The organism is Pseudoxanthomonas sp. PXM02, from assembly GCF_014851805.1.
Lineage (GTDB): Bacteria > Pseudomonadota > Gammaproteobacteria > Xanthomonadales > Xanthomonadaceae > Pseudoxanthomonas_A.
In genome coordinates, this window is the sequence record NZ_JACVAK010000001.1 from 988,233 (window position 1) to 1,006,862 (window position 18,630).

At 68.4% G+C, this 18,630-nt stretch carries 15 protein-coding genes; 8 read left to right on the forward strand and 7 right to left on the reverse strand.

Features of this window, described 5'->3' with window-relative positions; genetic code table 11:
• The first annotated feature begins 235 nt into the window (after window positions 1-235).
• Window positions 236-1,039 (forward strand): class III extradiol ring-cleavage dioxygenase, encoded by an 804-nt coding sequence (locus IB225_RS04750; RefSeq protein ID WP_192310085.1) that lies wholly within the window; start codon window positions 236-238, stop codon window positions 1,037-1,039.
• Here the strand turns inward: IB225_RS04750 and IB225_RS04755 are convergent, their stop codons facing one another.
• Window positions 1,040-1,960, reverse strand: coding sequence for a LysR family transcriptional regulator (locus tag IB225_RS04755; protein WP_192310086.1), 921 nt, complete (start codon window positions 1,958-1,960; stop codon window positions 1,040-1,042).
• Window positions 1,961-2,059: 99 nt separating this feature from the next.
• Between IB225_RS04755 and IB225_RS04760 the strand changes: the two genes are divergently transcribed.
• Together IB225_RS04760 and IB225_RS04765 are read left to right on the forward strand one after the other, a co-directional pair.
• Window positions 2,060-3,268, forward strand: coding sequence for an MFS transporter (locus IB225_RS04760; protein WP_225583273.1), 1,209 nt, complete (start codon window positions 2,060-2,062; stop codon window positions 3,266-3,268).
• 82 nt (window positions 3,269-3,350) lie between these two features.
• Entirely contained in the window at window positions 3,351-4,367 is a 1,017-nt protein-coding gene (locus tag IB225_RS04765) for a zinc-binding alcohol dehydrogenase family protein (protein ID WP_192310087.1), read from the forward strand.
• A 109-nt stretch (window positions 4,368-4,476) separates the two neighbouring features.
• Here the strand turns inward: IB225_RS04765 and IB225_RS04770 are convergent, their stop codons facing one another.
• The 3 genes from IB225_RS04770 to IB225_RS04780 are packed head-to-tail and all read right to left on the reverse strand — an operon-like array spanning window position 4,477 to window position 9,300.
• The gene (locus IB225_RS04770; protein WP_192310088.1) at window positions 4,477-7,284 is read right to left on the reverse strand and encodes an ATP-binding protein; all 2,808 of its coding nucleotides are present in this window, start codon (window positions 7,282-7,284) and stop codon (window positions 4,477-4,479) included.
• A complete protein-coding gene (locus IB225_RS04775) occupies window positions 7,277-7,984 on the reverse strand; it encodes a hypothetical protein (RefSeq protein ID WP_192310089.1) in 708 nt (235 codons plus the stop codon). The genes IB225_RS04770 and IB225_RS04775 overlap by 8 nt, the downstream gene beginning before the upstream one ends.
• The gene (locus IB225_RS04780) at window positions 7,981-9,300 is read right to left on the reverse strand and encodes a hypothetical protein (protein WP_192310090.1); all 1,320 of its coding nucleotides are present in this window, start codon (window positions 9,298-9,300) and stop codon (window positions 7,981-7,983) included. The genes IB225_RS04775 and IB225_RS04780 overlap by 4 nt, the downstream gene beginning before the upstream one ends.
• A gap of 170 nt (window positions 9,301-9,470) precedes the next feature.
• Here IB225_RS04780 and IB225_RS04785 point away from each other — a divergent pair, with 170 nt between their 5' ends.
• The 3 genes from IB225_RS04785 (at window position 9,471) to IB225_RS04795 (ending at window position 13,024) form a co-directional block, all read left to right on the forward strand.
• On the forward strand, window positions 9,471-11,513 hold the full coding sequence (locus IB225_RS04785; protein WP_192310091.1) for an NADPH-dependent 2,4-dienoyl-CoA reductase: 2,043 nt from the start codon (window positions 9,471-9,473) through the stop codon (window positions 11,511-11,513).
• A 336-nt stretch (window positions 11,514-11,849) separates the two neighbouring features.
• On the forward strand, window positions 11,850-12,305 hold the full coding sequence (locus IB225_RS04790; protein WP_093296426.1) for a cell wall hydrolase: 456 nt from the start codon (window positions 11,850-11,852) through the stop codon (window positions 12,303-12,305).
• A gap of 107 nt (window positions 12,306-12,412) precedes the next feature.
• Window positions 12,413-13,024 carry a glutathione S-transferase N-terminal domain-containing protein gene (locus tag IB225_RS04795; protein WP_192310092.1) on the forward strand — a complete coding sequence of 204 codons (612 nt, stop codon included), beginning with the start codon at window positions 12,413-12,415 and terminating at the stop codon, window positions 13,022-13,024.
• A gap of 16 nt (window positions 13,025-13,040) precedes the next feature.
• Here the strand turns inward: IB225_RS04795 and IB225_RS04800 are convergent, their stop codons facing one another.
• The 3 genes from IB225_RS04800 to prpB form a co-directional block, all read right to left on the reverse strand.
• A complete protein-coding gene (locus IB225_RS04800; RefSeq protein ID WP_192310093.1) occupies window positions 13,041-13,538 on the reverse strand; it encodes a hypothetical protein in 498 nt (165 codons plus the stop codon).
• Between the two features lie 174 nt (window positions 13,539-13,712).
• Window positions 13,713-14,867 carry a 2-methylcitrate synthase gene (prpC, locus tag IB225_RS04805; RefSeq protein WP_192310094.1) on the reverse strand — a complete coding sequence of 385 codons (1,155 nt, stop codon included), beginning with the start codon at window positions 14,865-14,867 and terminating at the stop codon, window positions 13,713-13,715.
• Between the two features lie 14 nt (window positions 14,868-14,881).
• Window positions 14,882-15,766: a methylisocitrate lyase gene (gene prpB / locus IB225_RS04810; protein WP_192310095.1), complete on the reverse strand. Its 885-nt coding sequence runs from the start codon at window positions 15,764-15,766 to the stop codon at window positions 14,882-14,884.
• A gap of 140 nt (window positions 15,767-15,906) precedes the next feature.
• Between prpB and IB225_RS04815 the strand changes: the two genes are divergently transcribed.
• Window positions 15,907-17,133, forward strand: coding sequence for a citrate synthase family protein (locus IB225_RS04815; RefSeq protein WP_192310096.1), 1,227 nt, complete (start codon window positions 15,907-15,909; stop codon window positions 17,131-17,133).
• Between the two features lie 92 nt (window positions 17,134-17,225).
• Window positions 17,226-18,629, forward strand: a complete 1,404-nt coding sequence (locus IB225_RS04820; RefSeq protein WP_192310097.1) for a M14 family zinc carboxypeptidase — start codon at window positions 17,226-17,228, stop codon at window positions 18,627-18,629.
• The last annotated feature ends 1 nt before the right edge of the window (window position 18,630 follow it).

Below are 18,630 nucleotides of genomic sequence, written 5' to 3' on the forward strand. Positions count from 1 at the left end.
TCGAGGCGACAGGCTTCCGTCGCCTTGCTGAACAGATTATGCGGGGTCATGTGAAGACTGTGTTAACGGTACCATAACAAGTTGGGCGCGGTTAACACTCTTCAGGTGAACTGGCGCAGATCGCTCACAAGGATAAACGCCGCGGATCCACTCCAACCTACAGCATGCGAATGGGCAACAGACCGGTCCATGCATGAGACTTGGTAAGCGCCAAGCGGAAGCCGATGCTCGCATCATGAACCTCCCCGCCGCTTCCGTACATCTTCCCAGCCTTTTCCTGTCCCACGGCTCGCCCATGCTGGCTGTTGAGGACTCGCCGACTGGTCGTTTCCTCGATCGCCTGGGTGAACTGCTGCCCAGGCCGCGGGCCATCGTCGTCGCCTCCGCGCACTTCATCCATGCCCGTCCGACGCTGACGGCCACGCCACTGCCGGACACCATCCACGACTTCGGCGGCTTCCCCGAGGCGCTCTATCAGATCAGGTATCCCGCGAACGGCGCGCCCACGCTCGCGCATGACATCGCCACGCGCCTGACCGCAGCGGGCTTCGAGGCTCGCGAAGACGATCACCATGGACTCGACCACGGCGTCTGGGTGCCGCTGCGGCGCATGTATCCGGCTTCTGACATCCCGGTGGTAGCGCTGTCGGTGAATCCGTCCCGCAGCGCCGAATGGCACTACCAGTTGGGCCGGGCGCTCGCGCCGCTACGGCGGGAGGGCGTGCTTGTCGTCGGTTCCGGCGGTTTCTCGCATAACCTGCGCGCGCTGGACTGGCAGCACGCGACAGCACCCGCATTCCCCTGGGTTGCTGCGTTCACCGATCCCTTGCGGGCGGCGCTGCTGGCCGGCGATGTGGACACCGCGCTCGACTGGCTGGCGCTGCCCTATGCGCGGGAGAACCATCCGACCACCGAGCACCTGTATCCGCTCTACGTTGCGCTGGGTGCCGGTGGCGAGAACGCCCGCGGAAGGCTGCTCCACCGCGACGTTGAAATGGGCGGCCTGGCGCTGGATGCGTTTGCCTTCGACACGGCGTAGTCACGCTGTCAGGCCGCGCTCCCAGGGCGGATGCTCACCGAATGCATCTGACAGGAAGTCCACGAAAGCGCGGACCCGCGGCGGTACCAGCCGTCGCTGTGGCATCACCGCACTGATGGCCGTCGTCGCCAGCGGATAGTCGGGCAACACCACCTTGAGCCGGCCGGCCCGCAGATCGTCGGCAACATGCCACAGCGAGTGCACGACGATGCCCTGCCCCGCCAGCGAGGCGTCGCGCAGCACTTCACCGAAGTTGCTCTCGAACCGGCCCTGCACGCGCACCGCAACCTCGCCGCCCTCCGGCGTCTCCAGCCGCCATACGTCCTGGCGTCCGCCGCTGCCGAACAGCAGCAGGCAGTCGTGCTCAGCCAGTTGCGCTGGTATCTGCGGCTCGCCGCGCCGACGCAGGTAGTCCGGCGAAGCGCATAGCACGCGCCGGTTCGGCGCGATCCGCCGGGCGACCAGACGCGAGTCGTCCAGCGCGCCGATGCGGATGGCGAGGTCGAAACCCTCGCTGACCAGGTCCACCACGTTGTCGCTGAGGTGGATGCTCAGCTTCAGCTTCGGATGCTTCGCCATGAACGCGGGCAACAACGGAGAAACGTACTGGCGCCCGAACGAGGCCGACATCGTGACTCGCAGCGTTCCCGCCACTTCCTGTGCGGCCTCACGCAGGCCCGAGCCGAGCGTCTCCAGTTCCTCCACCAGCACGCGGCCCTGCTCCGCGAGCGCCGCTCCCTCCGGCGTGGCGTGAAGCCGCCGCGTGGTCCTGTGCAGCAGCCGCACACCCAGGTCCTTTTCCAAACGCTTCAGGCGTTGGCTGGCCACCGCCACGGACAGGTCCAGGCTGTGCGCCGCGGCCGTGATCGAGCCGAGGTCGAGCACGCGCAGGAACAGGGTCAGGTCACCGACACGATCCATTTTCAATATTTCATTGAAAGTGATTCGCCATCTTCTCGGTTTTTCATCTGCGAGGGAAGGGGCACGCTGCACGCCTTCTTTCCCACCCCACCCTCTCCCATGTCGCCCGTCTCCCCCTCTTCCCGGATGCCGCTGGGGCTTTACGCCCTGACCGCCGGCGCCTTCGGCATCGGCACCACCGAGTTCGTCATCATGGGCCTGCTGATGCAGGTCGCCGCCGATCTGCACGTTTCCATCGCGGCCGCCGGTCTGCTGATCTCCGGCTACGCGCTCGGCGTGTTCGTCGGTGCGCCGCTGCTGACTGCCGCGACCAGCCGCATGCCCCGCAAGGCGGTGCTGGTGGCGCTGATGGTCGTCTTTACGCTGGGCAACCTGGCCTGCGCCTTGGCGCCGAACTACGAACTGCTGATGGCGGCGCGCGTGGTGACCTCACTGGCGCACGGCACCTTCTTCGGCGTCGGCGCGGTGGTCGCCACCGGCATGGTCAGCGAAGACCGCAAGGCCTCGGCCATCTCCATCATGTTCACCGGCCTGACCGTGGCGACGCTGCTCGGCGTGCCGGCGGGGGCATGGCTGGGTCTGGAGTTCGGCTGGCGTGCGACGTTCTGGGCGGTGACCGCCATCGGCGTGCTGGCCACGATCATCATCGCGACGTTGGTGCCGGCCGACCGCAGCGCACCGGCGCCGCTGTCGTTCCGCGACGAATTGCGCGTGGTCACCCGTCCGCAGGTGCTGCTGGGCTTGCTGATGACCGTGCTCGGCTTCGGCGGCATGTTCACCGTCTACACCTACATCCAGCCGCTGCTGACGCAGGTCACCGGTTTCAGCGATGCGGCCGTCTCGCCGATCCTGCTGGTATTCGGCGTCGGCATGATCATCGGCAACCTGTTGGGTGGCCGCTTCGCCGACCGTCGCCTGGCGCCGGCCCTGCTCGGCACGCTGGCACTGCTGGCGCTGGTGATGGGCGCAATGACCTTCGTGCTGCAGAGTCAGTGGGCAATGATCGCCTTCACCGGCCTGCTCGGCGCTGCCGCGTTCGCCACCGTCTCGCCGCTGCAGCTGTGGGTGCTGCAGAAGGCCAGCGACGCGCAGAGCTTGGCATCGAGCCTGAACATCGGCGCTTTCAATCTCGGCAATGCGCTGGGCGCCTGGCTGGGCGGCGTGGTCATCTCGCAAGGCTTGGGCCTGTCGGCACTGCCGTGGGTCGCTGCGCTGGTACCGGCGTCCGCCTTCGCCGTTGCGGTATGGGCTCTCGCCCTGGAGCGTCGCCAGCGTTTCCCGCTGGTTCCCGAAGCGGACTGCGCCTGATCCGCCCTTCGTCGCATCGCCTCTTTCCTGCGCACGCCGCATCATCGCGGCACGCCTCCCGACTCCCCCACGAGGATCCACCATGAAAGCCGTCGCCCTCACCCGTTACCTGCCCATCGACGATCCGCAGTCGCTGGCCGATGTCGAACTGGACACGCCCACCGCTACCGGCCACGACATCCTCGTGCGCGTGGAAGCCGTGTCGGTGAATCCGGTCGACACGAAAGTCCGTTCGCCGAAACCGCAGGTCGAAGCGCAGCCGAAGGTGCTGGGCTACGATGCCGCTGGTGTGGTCGAAGCCGTCGGCGATGCCGTCACCCGCTTCAAGCCCGGCGATACCGTGTACTACGCCGGCGACATCACCCGTCCCGGCAGCAATGCGCAGTTCCAACTGGTCGACGAACGCATCGCCGGCCGCAAGCCGGCGTCGCTGGATTTCGCGCAGGCTGCCGCGCTGCCGCTGACCACGATCACCGCGTGGGAACTGTTGTTCGACCGCATGCCGTACGCCATCGACGGCGGCGGGAATGGCAAGTCGCTGCTGGTGATCGCCGGTGCCGGTGGCGTCGGCTCGATCGCGATCCAGCTGGCCAAGCGCGCCGGCTTCACTGTCATCGCGACCGCGTCGCGCCAGGACACCATCGACTGGTGCAAGAGGATGGGCGCCGACCACGTCATCAATCATCGCGAACCGCTCGGTCCGCAGCTGAAGGCGCTGGGCTTCGACACGATCGATGCGGCGCTGAATCTCGCCGACACCGACCGCTACTGGACCGAACTCGGCGAGCTGCTCGCGCCGCTGGGCCATGTCGGCCTGATCGTCGAACCGCGCGGCGAGTTGCGCATCGGCGATCCCTACAAGGCCAAGAGCATCGGCATTCACTGGGAAATGATGTTCGCCCGCCCGCGCTTCCGTACTGCCGACATGGGTGAGCAGGGTGCGATCCTGGATCGCGTGGCCGACCTGATTGACGCCGGCACGCTGCGCGGCACGCTGTCCGACACACTGTCGCCGATCAATGCCGCGAACCTGCGCGAAGCGCATCGCCGGCTGGAATCCGGCACCACCATCGGCAAGCTGGTACTTGCCGGCTGGTAAAGGAAAAAAGAACTGTGGGAGCGGCGTGAGTCGCGACTGGACGCCGGAGACATCTTCATCTCCTGACGACTCCATCGCGACTTACGTCGCTCCCACAGGATGGCGCTTCTCACGCGGCCGCGGCGTCTCCGGTGCGGTCGCGTTTCAGTACGGCGACCGGTTCAGCCCACGTGCTCGCAGCGCGGCGCTTGCTGGTGGCCAGCACCAGGTCGGACGGCTCGAACACGTTGACGTTGTGCGTGATCGGCGTGGTCAGGATGTACTGCGCATCGGTCGAGCGCAGGAAGCGGCCGACTTTCTCGATGTTGGCGACGTCCAGGTGCGCGAACGGTTCGTCGATGAAGACGAATCCGCCCGGCTGCTCCTCGTCGCGCAGCAACGCCACCAACAGCAGCAGCGATTTCATCACCTGCTGGCCACCCGAGGCTTCGCCGTCGTCGAGGCCGATCCAGCCCTTGCGGTCAAAGTCGAAGCGCACGGTCAGGCCGGCCTGCGCCAGCGCCGTGTCCTCGTTGACCAGCTCGGGCAGCTCCGCGTCGACGCCGATGCCGGCGAGGTCGCCTAGCGCCGCCAGGTTGCGCTTGTAGCGGCGCACGGTGGCGCGCAGCACGTTGATATAGGCGCCGCGCGCCTCCTCGGTCAGGCGGCGGGCACGATGCAGGTGCGTTTCGCGCTTGCCGATGGCCGCTTCCAGACCCGCGTGGTCGGCGCCGAACTTGTCGCGCAACGCGACGCAGCCCTCGTCCTCGACATAACCGCCACGCGCGATGCGCTCATCGATGCGTTCGAGTTCGCGGCGCACCGCGCTTGCGCTTTCGTATTCCTCGCGTGCGGCACGGAGCACTGCAGCGCTGCGCCATGCAGCCGGCATCTGTGCGCGACGGCGACGGAAGTCGACGATGCGCTGCGCCAGTGTCAGGCGTTCCTGGCCGATCTGCTGGCCACGCTCCTTCAGCTCGCCGGCGAGCGCCTTGATCTCGCCCGCGCGGCTGGCGGTGGCAATGCCTTCGGCCTTGTCGAGCGCCTCCAGCCCGTCGAGCCGCTGGCGCGCCTCTGCCAGTGCAGCGGCCGCCTCGGCGGCGGCATCCGCGAGTGCCGGCAGTCGCTCGGCGGCATCGGCGAACTCGGCGGCGCGCGTAACCAGTTCCTGCCCGGCATCCAGGCCGAGCAGGCGCGACTGCGCGCTATCGAGCTGCCGGCGCAGGGTTGCCAGGGCGTCTTCGCGCACCTGCGCACGGTCCTGCAGCATCGCCTGCTCCGACCGCAGCGATGCCAGATGCGCCTGGCGCGCACCGGCACCGAAGTGATGCGCGCCACCGCCGATATGGCGGCCACCACGCTGCTCGCGCAGATAGCCCTTGGCGGTGATCCAATCCTGTCCCTTCGACAAGCGATGACCCGCCTCGACGTCGGCCACGCGCTGGATGCGGTCCAGATGGCGTGGCAGCCACGCAGGCGGATCGTCGGAGAAGCGCACGACCTCGAGCAGTGAGCCCTTCGTCGCCTTCTCGACCGGCGCGCGATCCGCCACGACGAAGTGCCGGTACTGCAGCTGCTCACCGAGACGCCAGGCCTCGCGCGCGTCCTTCGGATGTTCCAGCAGCACCAGATGGCGGTACGGCGCCAGGACGGCCTCGACGGCGGTCGCCCATTCGGGGTCGACGACATCGACCAGTTCGGTCAGCACGCGATGCGGAATGCCCTGCCGGTCCAGCGCGACGCGGAAGTCGCGCTCGAACGGTTCGACCACCCGACCGCCGCCGCTGAGGGCCGCAACCTGCGCGACGATCTCGCCGGTGCGCTGGCGGTCGCGTTCGGCCTCCAGCTTCAGTTCGGCCTGGCGACGGCGACCGTCCTCCAGTTCGCGGCTCAGAGCGTCGACATCGGCGCCGCCACGTTCGGCCTGCAGCTTCGCCAGCTCGTCGTGGCGGCGCACCAGCGACTCGGCATCGCGTGCATGGTCGCGTGCCTGGGTAAAGGCGGCTTCGGCCTGCTTGAGCTGCGCGCGCGTGTCGACCAGATCGGAGCCGGCGCGATCGCGCTGCAGCTGCGCGGCGACTTCCTGCGCGAGCAGATTGGCGTGCGCGCGTTCCCGCTCGCGCAGCGCGCGGCGCAGGCCCGTGAGACGCGGACGCGCGCCTTCGACGGTGGCGCGCAGATCGGCGAGCTCGACCTTCGGCGCGATCTCGGTCTGCAGGCGGTTGCGCTGCGAGCGTAGCGACAGGCCGTCCTCGAACGAGCGTACGTCGGCGCGTGCGGATTCCAGCTTCACGTGCAGCTCGGCCAGGCCCTGCTGCAGCTGGCCGATTTCCTTCTCCACGTCGAACTGCTCGCTGCGGGCGCGCTGATAGTCGTCCAGCACCGCCTTGTCTTCGAACACATCGAACACCAGCTGCAGCAGTTCACGCGGCGACAGCTGGCACAGCTTGTCGGTGGCGCCCTGTTCCAGCGTCAGCACGCGGCAGATGGCGCGGCTCAGACCGGCGCCCGCCAGCCGCACGCGGTAATCGCGCACGCCCAGCCAGTCACCACCCTGATCCAGCGTTTCGACCGGCACGTCACCGGCGACGATCTGGTAGTCGCGCGACCAGTCGCCGCCGCGCTTGCGGATGCGGCAGGCGATGGTCACCTGCTCGTCCATGTGCGGGAAGAATGCGCGCTTGCCGCGGCGGTCGACCGGATTGCTGACCACCGCGCGCAGCCAGGCGTACGGCTTGCCGTTGTGGCGCAGGTAGGTCTTGTAGTCGCGCGCCATGTCGCGGTCGTCGATGGCGAGCAGCGTGCGCAACGCATCGAGCAGCGTCGTCTTGCCGGACCCGTTCGGCCCGACGACGGTGATGACCGACGCGTCCAGCGGCAGCGTATAGCGCTGCCAATAGTCCCAGTGCACGACTTCCAGGCTGCGGAACTCAAACATCGGCCTGCTCCTCGTTCACTTCGTCCGTGTTGTCGTCTGCGGGCAATGCGGGTGCATTCGCCTGCGAGGCACGCGCTTCTTCGATCACGTACGCCAGCGCGCCGTCCATTACCCGGCTGGCGATGCGTTCGTAGTCGAAGGCCAGATCGAGCAACGGCCCCTCTTGGATGCGCTCACGACGGCGCACGATGAAACCGTGCCGCTGCAGCGTGCCGAGGTTCATCTGCAAACGACCCTTGCCGCCCAGCTTGTCGGCGAAGTCGGCCAGCAGCGTGCGCTCGTTGATCGGTTCGATCAGTTCGGACCCGACCGGCACCGGCTTCAGCTCGGCGAACATCTGCTCCTGCTCATGCTGGCGATCGCCCTCCTGACGTGCGATCTGCCGCTGGCGCTTGGGCAGCACCAGCAGGGCCCACAGCACGACGAGCAGCGCGATGGTGTCGCGGCCCAGCGACAGGTTGCTGGCCGCCCACGCATCGCCGTGGCCGAACACCTCGCTCTCCTGCGCGCGCGCGATGCCGACGGCGACGTGGGCGGCGTAAGGATGTTCGAGCAGGCGCAGGCCGGCGGCAGCAAGGCGGCGGTCGAGGTCGTCGCGCAATTCGGCGTCGACGAGCACCTGGCGCACGGCGCGGTCGTCGCGCGGCAGCCAGCGCTCGGCCAACAGCCGCGCGATCAGGGAAGCGATGGGATCATTCATGCGGTACGGGCTTTCTTCTTGCGGGAAGGCGCAGGCGTGGCCTGCGTCTCAGGGGTCTGCGGCAGCAGGCGGCCGCGGCTCATGTAGGCCACGCCGGCGCGCTGGACGGATTCGAATTCGGCATCGACATGCCACTGCATCGGCAGTTGCGCCAGCGAGGCCGCCACGCCGTTGCGGTTCTCCGCGCCGGCGTCGCCGATCAGGCCCAGCAGCGACAGGCGGTAGGCGCTGACCGCGAAGCCGTCCTGCGGCACCCAGTCCGACAGCGGTGCTTCGGTGTCGAGCGCGGCGAGCTGGTCGAACCATTGCTCGGCGTGGCCGTAGTCGTTCTGCACGACCGGCGCCTGCGTTTCCGTGGGCGCGGCCTGCGAAGGCGGGAGCGAGGCGTCGTCCTGGGCGGCGCGTTCGCGTTCGACCAGTTCGTACTCGGCGACGTCCAGCGCGATCGGCCCCAGCGCGAACGCCGGTTGCGGCATGCGCGAGAGCACGTCGTCGGCGAGCGCGGTGAGCGCGGCGGTATCGAGCACGCGCAGGTAGCGGTTGACGTCGGACGACGACAGCCCGCTCGCGCCGAGGTGCACGCGGTGGCGGTCCAGCTGGTTCAGCGCGCGCTGGAACACCGACGCCTGCCGCAGCAGCGCGCTCTGCGCGCGACCGATCTGCTGGGCGACGCGGTGCGTGGCGGTATCGAGTTCACCATCGGCAGCGATGTCGCGGATCAGCTCGGTGCCCTTCTCCACCCACTGCCAGACCGACTGCAGCGTGTCGGCGGCGCGCTGGATACGGTGTTCCGAGCCGCTGAGCACGGCCTGGTCGAAGTCCTCGCGCAGTTCATTCAACCGCGACAGCAGGTGCTGCAGGTCGTCCGCCTTGACCCGCCCGACGGCCTGCCCGGCGGCGAGCTGTGCGGTGACGTAGGCCAGTTCGTCGCCCTCGCGCTGGAACTGCAGCAGCAGGCCGATCGAGGCCAGCGCCTGACGGCCGACCGGACTGATGCGGTAGCGTTGGCTGGCGGCGTCCCACAGCAGCAGGCCGTTCTCGCGCAGGCGGCCGAGCACGGTGTCGAACTTGACCGGGTCCAGGTAGGCGAACTGGTCGCGCAGTTCCTGCGGCGACCAGTCCGGCGCCTCGCCGCGTTCGCCAAGCGTGCGCAGGACCAGCAGGCGCACCATGACGCTCTCCTCGCCGCCGTGGAACAGCGTCGAGAAGGCCCGTAACAGGTCGCGGGCGTTGAGCAGGGGGTGGAGGTCCGGCAGGTCGGCGGCGGCGAAGCCGGCGCGCAGATAGTCGTGCAGGGGCGGTGAGGCGGTATCCATGAAAGGCCGGGAACCTGGGTGCCCCCATGGTCCCCGAGCCGCTGGCGCCGGACAACTCTTGCAAGGCGACCGGGTCTGTGCCCTGCTTCGCGCCGCGGATGCCGCTTGCGCCGGACGCCCGGGCGCGGCATCGTTCGCTCCTTCCATACGCACGCGTATCCAAAGCCCGCATGACGTCGACCGCCGCCGCCACCGACTCTCCCGCCTACCCGCACCTGTTCACCCCGCTGGACCTGGGCTTCACCACGGTGCGCAACCGCGTGCTGATGGGGTCGATGCACACGGGGCTGGAGGACCGGGCGAGGGATTTCCCGCAACTGGCGGCCTACTTCGCCGAGCGCGCGGCCGGCGGCGTGGGCCTGATCGTCACCGGCGGCTTCTCGCCCAACCTGGTGGGCTGGCTGAAGCCGTTCGGCGGCAAGCTGTCGTGGCCGTGGGAAGCCCGCCCGCACAAATTCGTGACCAAGGCCGTGCACGAACATGGCGCGAAGATCTGCGCCCAACTGCTGCATGCCGGTCGTTACGGCTACCACCCGCTGACGGTGGCGCCGTCGAAGCTGAAGGCGCCGATCAACCCGTTCACCCCGCGCGCGCTGTCGGCCCGCGGCGTCGAACGCCAGATCAATGCTTACGCCAATGCGGCGAAGCTCGCCCGCGACGCCGGCTACGACGGCGTCGAGATCATGGGCTCGGAGGGATACTTCATCAACGAGTTCACCGCCCCGCGCACCAACAAGCGCAACGACGCCTGGGGCGGTACGCCGGAGAAGCGCATGCGCTTCGCGGTGGAGATCGTCCGCCGCGTGCGCGAGGCGGTCGGTCCGGACTTCATCATCATCTACCGCCTGTCGCTGCTGGACCTGGTCGAGGACGGCAACCAGTGGGAGGAGATCGTTGCGCAGGCCAAGGCCGTGGAAGCGGCCGGCGCCACGATCATCAACTCCGGCATCGGCTGGCACGAGGCGCGCGTGCCGACCATCGTGACCTCGGTGCCGCGTGCGGCCTTCGTGGACGTCACCGCCAAGCTGAAACCGCACGTGCGCGTGCCGCTGGTGGCGACCAACCGCATCAACATGCCGGACGTGGCCGAGGGCATCCTTGCCGCCGGCAAGGCTGACATGGTGTCGCTGGCGCGCCCGCTGCTGGCCGATCCGCAGTGGGCGGCCAAGGCCCGCGCCGGCACGCCACAGGCGATCAACACCTGCATCGCCTGCAACCAGGCCTGCCTGGACCACGTGTTCGAGAACAAGCTCGCCAGCTGCCTGGTCAACCCGCGCGCCTGCCACGAAACCGACCTCACCTATAAGAAGACGTTCGCGCCGAAGACGGTCGCGGTCGTCGGTGCCGGTCCGGCGGGCCTGGCCTGCGCCACGGTCGCCGCCGAGCGCGGCCACCGGGTGACGCTGTTCGATGCGGCGGACGAGATCGGCGGCCAGTTCTACTACGCCAAGCGGATTCCGGGCAAGGAAGAGTTCCACGAAACGCTGCGCTACTTCCGCCACCGGCTGGAGGAAACGCGCGTCGACGTGAAACTGTCCACGCCGGTGACCGCCGCCGACCTGGCCGGCTTCGACGAGGTCGTGCTGGCCACCGGCATCACCCCGCGCAAGGTCGCGTTCCCCGGCGCCGAGCACGCCAAGGTCGTCAGCTATGTGGACGTGCTGTCCGGACGCGTCACGGTGGGCGCCCGCGCGGCGCTGATCGGTGCGGGCGGCATCGGCTTCGACGTGGCCGAGTACCTGACCCACGAGGGCCACTCGCCTTCGCTGGATCCGAAGCGCTGGATGGCCGAATGGGGCGTGGACCCGACCTTCGAAGCCCGCGGCAGCCTAGTGAAGCCGCAGCCGGAACCGCCGGTGCGCGAGGTCTGGCTGCTGCAGCGCAGTGCCGGCAAGCCCGGCGCCCGCCTGGGCAAGACCAGCGGCTGGGTGCACCGCGCCACACTGAAGGCCAAACAGGTCCAGATGCTGGGCGGCGTGGAGTACCTGGGCGTGGACGACACCGGCCTGCGCATCAAGGTGGACGGCGCCGAACAGCTGCTGCCGGTGGACCACGTGGTGGTCTGCGCCGGCCAGGAACCGCGGCGCGAACTACAGGCGGACCTGGTCGCGGCCGGCAAGACGCCGCACCTGATCGGCGGCGCCGACGTGGCGGCGGAACTGGACGCCAAGCGCGCGATCGACCAGGGCAGCCGGCTCGCCGCCGGGCTGTAAACACCGTATCCGGAGGGGGCTTCGCCGGGTCCTGGACGGGCCGCGGCTGCGACGCCCCTCACAGTTTCCAGCCAGACGGGCACCCTTCGCGTCAAGCCGGCCCGTTCAGGCCGAGTTGGGACTGCCCCCCCTACCTTGCGCCGACTTTCCGGCCCGCCGCCCAGTTCAGGCGGGCTGAGCCCGGCGCTCGGACCCCTCTTGGTCCGGCCTTGCCGGTCCCCGGGCAGCCCGTGTGAAGGCTGCCTCCCCATGACGCCCTGCCGCATGTCCCAGGTTTGCCGCTCCCATCGTGACGGGAGAGGCAGGGGTGCGGGAAAGACGGAGCAAGGAGTTCCTATGAAACTGGCCTGGATCCTATGGCTGTCGCAGATGTTGCCGCAGCCGGCCGCCGATTCGCTTTGCCTCAGCACGACCGTTTACCTGGAAGCCCGCGACCAGACCCTTCGCGGCCAGCAGGCCGTCGCCGAGGTGGCCCTGCGCCGCCGCGACAGCGGCCTGTGGGGCGACTCCGTCTGCTCCGTGGTCACCGCCCGCAAGCAGTTCGCCCCGACCATCGTCGGTCCGAACACCCGCCTGAAGAACCCGGACGCCTGGGCCAAGTCGGTCAGCGTCGCCCTGAATGCCGAGCGCAACTGGGCCCTGCCGCCCGGCCAGCGCAAGGAGATCGTGCCGGGCGCGAGCCACTTCATGGCGCACCAGATCGCCAGCCCGAGCTGGCGCAACGCGTACCACGTGGCCACCATCGGCGACCACACGTTCCTGCGCGTGCAGAAGCTCAAGCCGCGCTCGTAAGACGGCAAGCCGCGACGGTGCGACGGTCCGTTGCACCCCGCATCACGCTGCAACCATTGAAGGCCCGCGATAATCGCGGGCCTTTCTTTTTTCCACGGGGACATCGCATGAAGCTCTACACCAAGCCGGGCGCCTGCTCGACCGCCGACCACATCGCGCTGCAGTGGACGGGCCAGCCGTTCGAGGTGCAGGTGATGACGGCGACGGAGATGAAGGAACCCGCCTACCTCGCGATCAATCCCACCGGCGCGGTGCCGGCCATCGTCGATGGCGACTTCGTACTGACGCAGAACGCCGCGATCATGGGCTACATCGCCGATACCTATCCGCAGGCGCACCTGGCAGGTGACGGTTCTCCGCAGCAGCGCGCGCTGGCAGCGAAGTGGCTGTCGTTCGTCAACTCCGACCTGCACCCGGCGTTCCACCCGCTGTTCGGGCCGGCGCGTTTCATCGGCGACGAAACGCAGTTCGACGCGGTGAAAGATGCCGCGCGCAAGCGCCTGCGCGGCCTGTTCGAAAGCGCGGAAAAGCAGCTGGAAGGCCGCGAATGGCTGGCGGGCTTCCGCAGCTTCGCTGATCCGTATTTCTACATCACGCTGCGCTGGGCCGCGCGCACCGGCGTGGATCTCTCCGGCCTGCCGAACATCGCCGCGTTCACGCAACGCATGGATGCCGATGCCGGCGTGCAGGCCGCCTTGAAGGCCGAAGGCCTGAGCTGATTGTGATGCGCGCGCGTCAGGCCACCGACGCGCGCACTTCCTCCAACCAGCGGGTGGCGAAGGTGTGGTCGCGCGCCTTCGTCAGCGCGGTGGCCACGTCAGGCAACAACGCCACCAGTTCGTCTGCGTCGGCGCAACGTTCGACCTTCAGCTGCAGGAAGTAACCCTTCAATCCGATGTACGACCGGATGTCATCGGTGATGCGCGCGTACAGCAGGTTGTAGCGGTCGGCCGGCGTCGTGATGGACGGTTGCACGGTGTCGCCAGGTTTCGGTGCCGACACTGCGGCCAGCACCCACGCCGCACCCGAGCGGCGCTCGATCAGGCCTTCGGCCGCCAACTGCTGCAAGGCATCCTCGGGCGCATGCAGCCCGCTCATCATCGTGCGCAGTTCGTCGTCGTTGCGCTGCCCGTCCACCAGCAACAGGATGGAGCGCAGCACCGCCGGCAACTTGCGCGTGCGCTGCTGGATCTCGTTGCGTCCGGCCTCGGTCTTGCACCACATGGTCTGCATGGCGTCCCCCGGCATCGCGCGACGGGCCCCTCCCGACGGTCGCGACGCACACCCCCTAGCGACCGCCAGTAGTACCGCGCCAGGCCCCTCCCGGGCTGCCACACGGGTCACACAAACGACACGGGGCCGCCCGACCTTCGTCGAAGCGGCCCCGCGGGCGCCTGCCGGACCGGCTCAGCGCTGGTCGATCGGCACGAAGGCCAGGTCTTCCGGACCAGTGTAGTTCGCGCTCGGGCGGATGATCTTGCCGTCGATGCGCTGCTCGATGACGTGCGCGCTCCAGCCGCTGGTGCGTGCGATCACGAACAGCGGGGTGAACATCGCCGTCGGCACGCCCATCATGTGGTAGCTGACCGCGCTGAACCAGTCCAGGTTCGGGAACATCTTCTTGATGTCCCACATCACCGATTCCAGACGCTCGGCGATGTCGTACATCTTCATGTTCGACTGCTCGGCCGACAGGTCCTTCGCCACCGCCTTGATCACATCGTTGCGCGGGTCGCCAACGGTATAGACCGGATGGCCGAAGCCGATCACCACTTCCTTGCGCTCCACGCGCGCCTTGATGTCGGCTTCCGCTTCGTCCGGCGTTTCGTAGCGCTTCTGTACTTCGAACGCGACTTCGTTGGCACCGCCGTGCTTGGGACCCCGCAGCGCACCGATGCCGCCGGCAATGGCCGAATGCATGTCGCTGCCGGTGCCGGCGATGACGCGGCAGGTGAACGTCGAGGCGTTGAACTCGTGTTCGGCGTACAGGATCAGCGAGGTGTGCATCGCACGCACCCAGCTGTCCTTCGGCTTCTCGCCATGCAGCAGATGCAGGAAGTGGCCGCCGATGGAGTCGTCGTCGGTCTCGACGTCGATGGCGCGGCCGTTGTGGCTCCAGTGGTACCAGTACAGCAGCATGGAACCCAGCGACGCCATCAGCTTGTCGGCGATGTCGCGCGCGCCGGGATGGTTGTGGTCGTCCTTCTCGGGCGACACGCAGCCGAGCACGGACACGCCGGTGCGCATCACGTCCATCGGGTGCGCCGACGGCGGCAGTTCTTCCAGCGCGGCCTTCACCGCGGCCGGGATGCCGCGCAGCGACTTCAGCTTGGCCTTGTAGCCGGCCAGCTCGGCCCGGTTGGGCAGCTTGCCGTGCACTAGCAGGTAGGCGACTTCTTCGAACTCGCTGGTCGTGGCCAGGTCGAGGATGTCGTAGCCGCGGTAGTGCAGGTCGTTGCCGGTGCGGCCGACGGTGCACAGCGCGGTGTTGCCGGCGGCGGTGCCCGACAGCGCGACGGATTTCTTCGGCTTGAAGCCGGGGACAGGCGTGGTTTCGCTCATGGTGGACTCCCTACTTACTTCTTTGCGGAAAACAGGGCATCGAGCTTCTGCTCGAAGGCGTGGTAACCAATGCGGTCGTACAGTTCTTCGCGCGTCTGCATCGTGTCCACGACGTTCTTTTGGTGGCCGTCGCGGCGGATCGCCTCGTAGACGTTCTCGGCGGCCTTGTTCATGGCGCGGAACGCCGACAGCGGATACAGCTGGATCGCCACGCCGACCGAGGCCAATTCGTCGCGGGTGAACAGCGGCGTCTTGCCGAACTCGGTGATGTTGGCCAGCACCGGCACCTTCACCGCCTCGACGAAGCGCTGGTAGGTGGGCAGGTCGTAGGCGGCCTCGGCGAAGATGCCGTCGGCACCGGCCTCGACGCAGGCAATGGCGCGCTCGATGGCGGCATCGACGCCTTCGACCTGGATGGCATCGGTACGCGCGATCAGGAAGAAGTCCGGATCGGTCTTGGCATCGGCGGCCGCCTTCACGCGGTCGGTCATTTCACCGGCAGAAACGATCTCCTTGCCCGGGCGATGGCCGCAGCGCTTGGCGCCGACCTGGTCTTCGATGTGGCACGCAGCGGCGCCGGCTTTGATCAGCGACTTCACCGTACGCTCGATGTTGAACGCACTGGGACCGAAGCCGGTGTCGATGTCGACCATCAGCGGCAGGTCGCAGACATCGGTGATGCGGCGGACATCGATCAACACGTCTTCCAGCGTGTTGATGCCCAGGTCGGGCAGGCCCAGCGAGCCGGCGGCGACACCGCCGCCGGACAGGTAGATGGCCTTGTAGCCGGCGCGCCTGGCCAGCAGGGCATGGTTGGCGTTGATGGCGCCGATCACCTGCAGCGGCGATTCAGCGGCGAGCGCGGCACGGAAACGGCTGCCTGCGGACGGGATGCTCATGCGACGGGAACTCCTCGTGTTCGGGGCCGGCCATCGGGGCCGGACCGGAGGTGCGTGAAGGGTACGCCCCTCCTCGGGCCGCAAATCTGTCACCATCCGCAGGGTTGATCAATCTTGATCGAACGAATCAATATTTCCACATGGCCGCTGCCACCGATCTGCTGACCGCCCGCGAGACCTGCCGCCTGCTCGGCATCAGTCAGGCCACGCTGTACGCCTACGTCAGCCGCGGCCTGCTGGAATCGCGCCCGGGCAAGGACCACCGCAGCCGCCTGTACCTGCTGCAGGACGTGGAACGGCTGGCCCAGCGCAAGCAAGTGGGCCGTGGCGCCGCCCGTGGTGCCGCGCAGAGCCTCGATCGCGGCCTGCCGGTTCTGGAGACGCGCATCTCGCTGATCCGTCCGGACGGCCCGTACTACCGCGGTCGCTCGGCGATCGCGATGGTGCAGGAAGGCGCCACGCTGGAAGACGTGGCGCGGCAGCTGTGGGACGGCGGCGAGGACGATCCCTTCGCGGCGCCCGCCCTGACGCAATGGCCGGCCGTCGTGGCGCCGCTCGCCTCCGATGCCGCCCTGCCGCCGCTGGAGCGCGCGATGGCGGCCATTCCACTGCTCGCCCTGGACGTGCGCCACTCCTTCAGCTCCGCGCCGCGCGTGCGCCACGAGATCGCCGCCGGGCTGCTGCGCCACAACGCCGCCCTGCTCGTCGCCCGGCCGCCGTCCGACGCACCGGTGCATCGCGTGCTGGCGGAGGCCTGGCATCCCGACGACGAAGGCTTTGCCGAACTCGTGCGGGCCGCGCTGATCGTCTGCGCCGACCATGAGCTCAACGTGTCCGCGTTCGCCGCGCGCGTGGTGGCGTCCACCGGGGCGCATCTGCACGCGACCGTGTGCAGCGGTCTCGCCGCCCTGTCCGGCCCTCGCCATGGCGGCGCAACGGCGCGTGCGTACGCATTGATTGCCGACGCGCAGCAAGCACGATCTCCGCGCGCGTTCATCGCACAGCGTTGGCAACGCGGTGACGACCTGCCCGGCTTCGGCCATGCGCTGTATCCGCATGGTGATCCGCGAGGCGCTGAACTACTCGCGCGCGCCCGCCTGCGCCATGCCGGCATGCGCGAGATGGCCGCGCTGGAAACCCTCATCGCCGCCACGGAAGACATCAGCGGCCTGCGCCCGAACATCGACTTCATGCTCGCCGCGATCTGCCATCTCAACCGGCTGCCGGCGACGCCAGCGCTGGTGATGTTTGCCGCAGGCCGTCTTGCCGGCTGGCTGGCGCACGCGCTGGAACAGCAGGCGCAGGGTCGCCTGATCCGTCCGCGCGCGAGTTACACGGGCGTCACGCCGCCCGCAGCACCGAATTGACGCCGCACGGTGTGAACCGCGCGCACCGTCGGGTTTGACATCGCCGGCGCATGCAGGGACCCTGCGGATGTCCGCTCTCCGCGACTGCTGCAATGCGCCCTGCCCTCACCCTGTGCCTGCTGCTGACGATGATGACCCCCACCACCATCGCCCGGAACACCCACATGCCGGAGACCGCGACCGCGGCATCCTCCGCCACACCCGTTCCTCCGCCGCCGGCATGGCTGCCCGGTCTGGATGCGCTCTACGACACGCAGCTGCGCGTGGCCGGGCTGGAAGACCGCAGCTTCACTGCCGAACATTGGTGGTCGGTCGCCACGCCGCTGCTGGAAAAGCAGCGTGGTTTCCGCACCGAAGAAATCGGCCGCAGTGTCGAAGACCGTCCGCTGCGCCATGTACGCTGGGGCACGGGAAAAACCTCCGTGCTGCTGTGGTCGCAGATGCATGGCGACGAAAGCACCGCGACGATGGCACTGGCCGACCTGTTCCGCTTCCTGGGCGAACATGCCGACCATCCGCTGGTGAAACAGTTGCAGGCGAACACCACGCTGCACTTTTTCCCGATCGTGAACCCTGACGGCGCTGCGCGCTTCCAGCGCCGCAACGCGCAAGGCATCGACCTCAACCGCGATGCACGGATGCTGGCCACGCCCGAGGCGCGCACGCTGAAGGCATTGTTCGACCAGGTAAAGCCGAAATACGGCTTCAACCTGCACGACCAGCGCGTCGGTTACCGCGCCGGCGACTCCGACCGCGGCACCGCTATCGCGCTGCTGTCGCCACCGTACAACCACGCCGCCGACGTCAACGAGGTGCGCACCCGCGCCATCGAAGTGGCGGGCGTCATCCGCACCGCGCTGGAGCCGTATCTTGCCGGCCACATCGCACGCTGGGACGAAGAGTTCGATCCGCGCGCGTTCGGCGACCTGACCACGCAATGGGGCGCCAGCACGGTGCTGATCGAGGCCGGCGGCATCGAAGGCGATGTGCAGAAGCAGCGCCTGCGCAAGCTCTACTTCCTCGGCATGGTGGCCGCACTGGACAGCATTGCGACTGGCAGCCATGCCGGCGTGTCGCCGGCGCTTTATCGTGACCTGCCGGAGAATGGCGACGTCTGGCCGGACCTGATGCTGCGCGGCGGCACCCTGGCCGTGCCCGGCCATCCGCCCACACGCGCCGACCTGCTGGTCAACTTCCGCAATCCGCTGGCCGAGACCGACGGCGCGATTGCCGACGTCGGCGACCTGGGCACGAAGAAGGTGCGCCGGAGCATCGACGCACGCGGGCTGTTCATCGTGCCGATCGCCGGACACGCGGGCGAACGCACCGTCATTGAAGCCAATGACGATGACAGCGAAGACACGCGCGCGCCGGCCCCGCTCACCCCGGGCGCGTCGGCGCGTTTCGTGCTCAGCCGCGACCCGCAGGGCCGCGACGTGGTGTGGACGCTGGATGGCAACGTGGATCCGGCAGCGCCCTCTCCGCCGGGATCCTGAG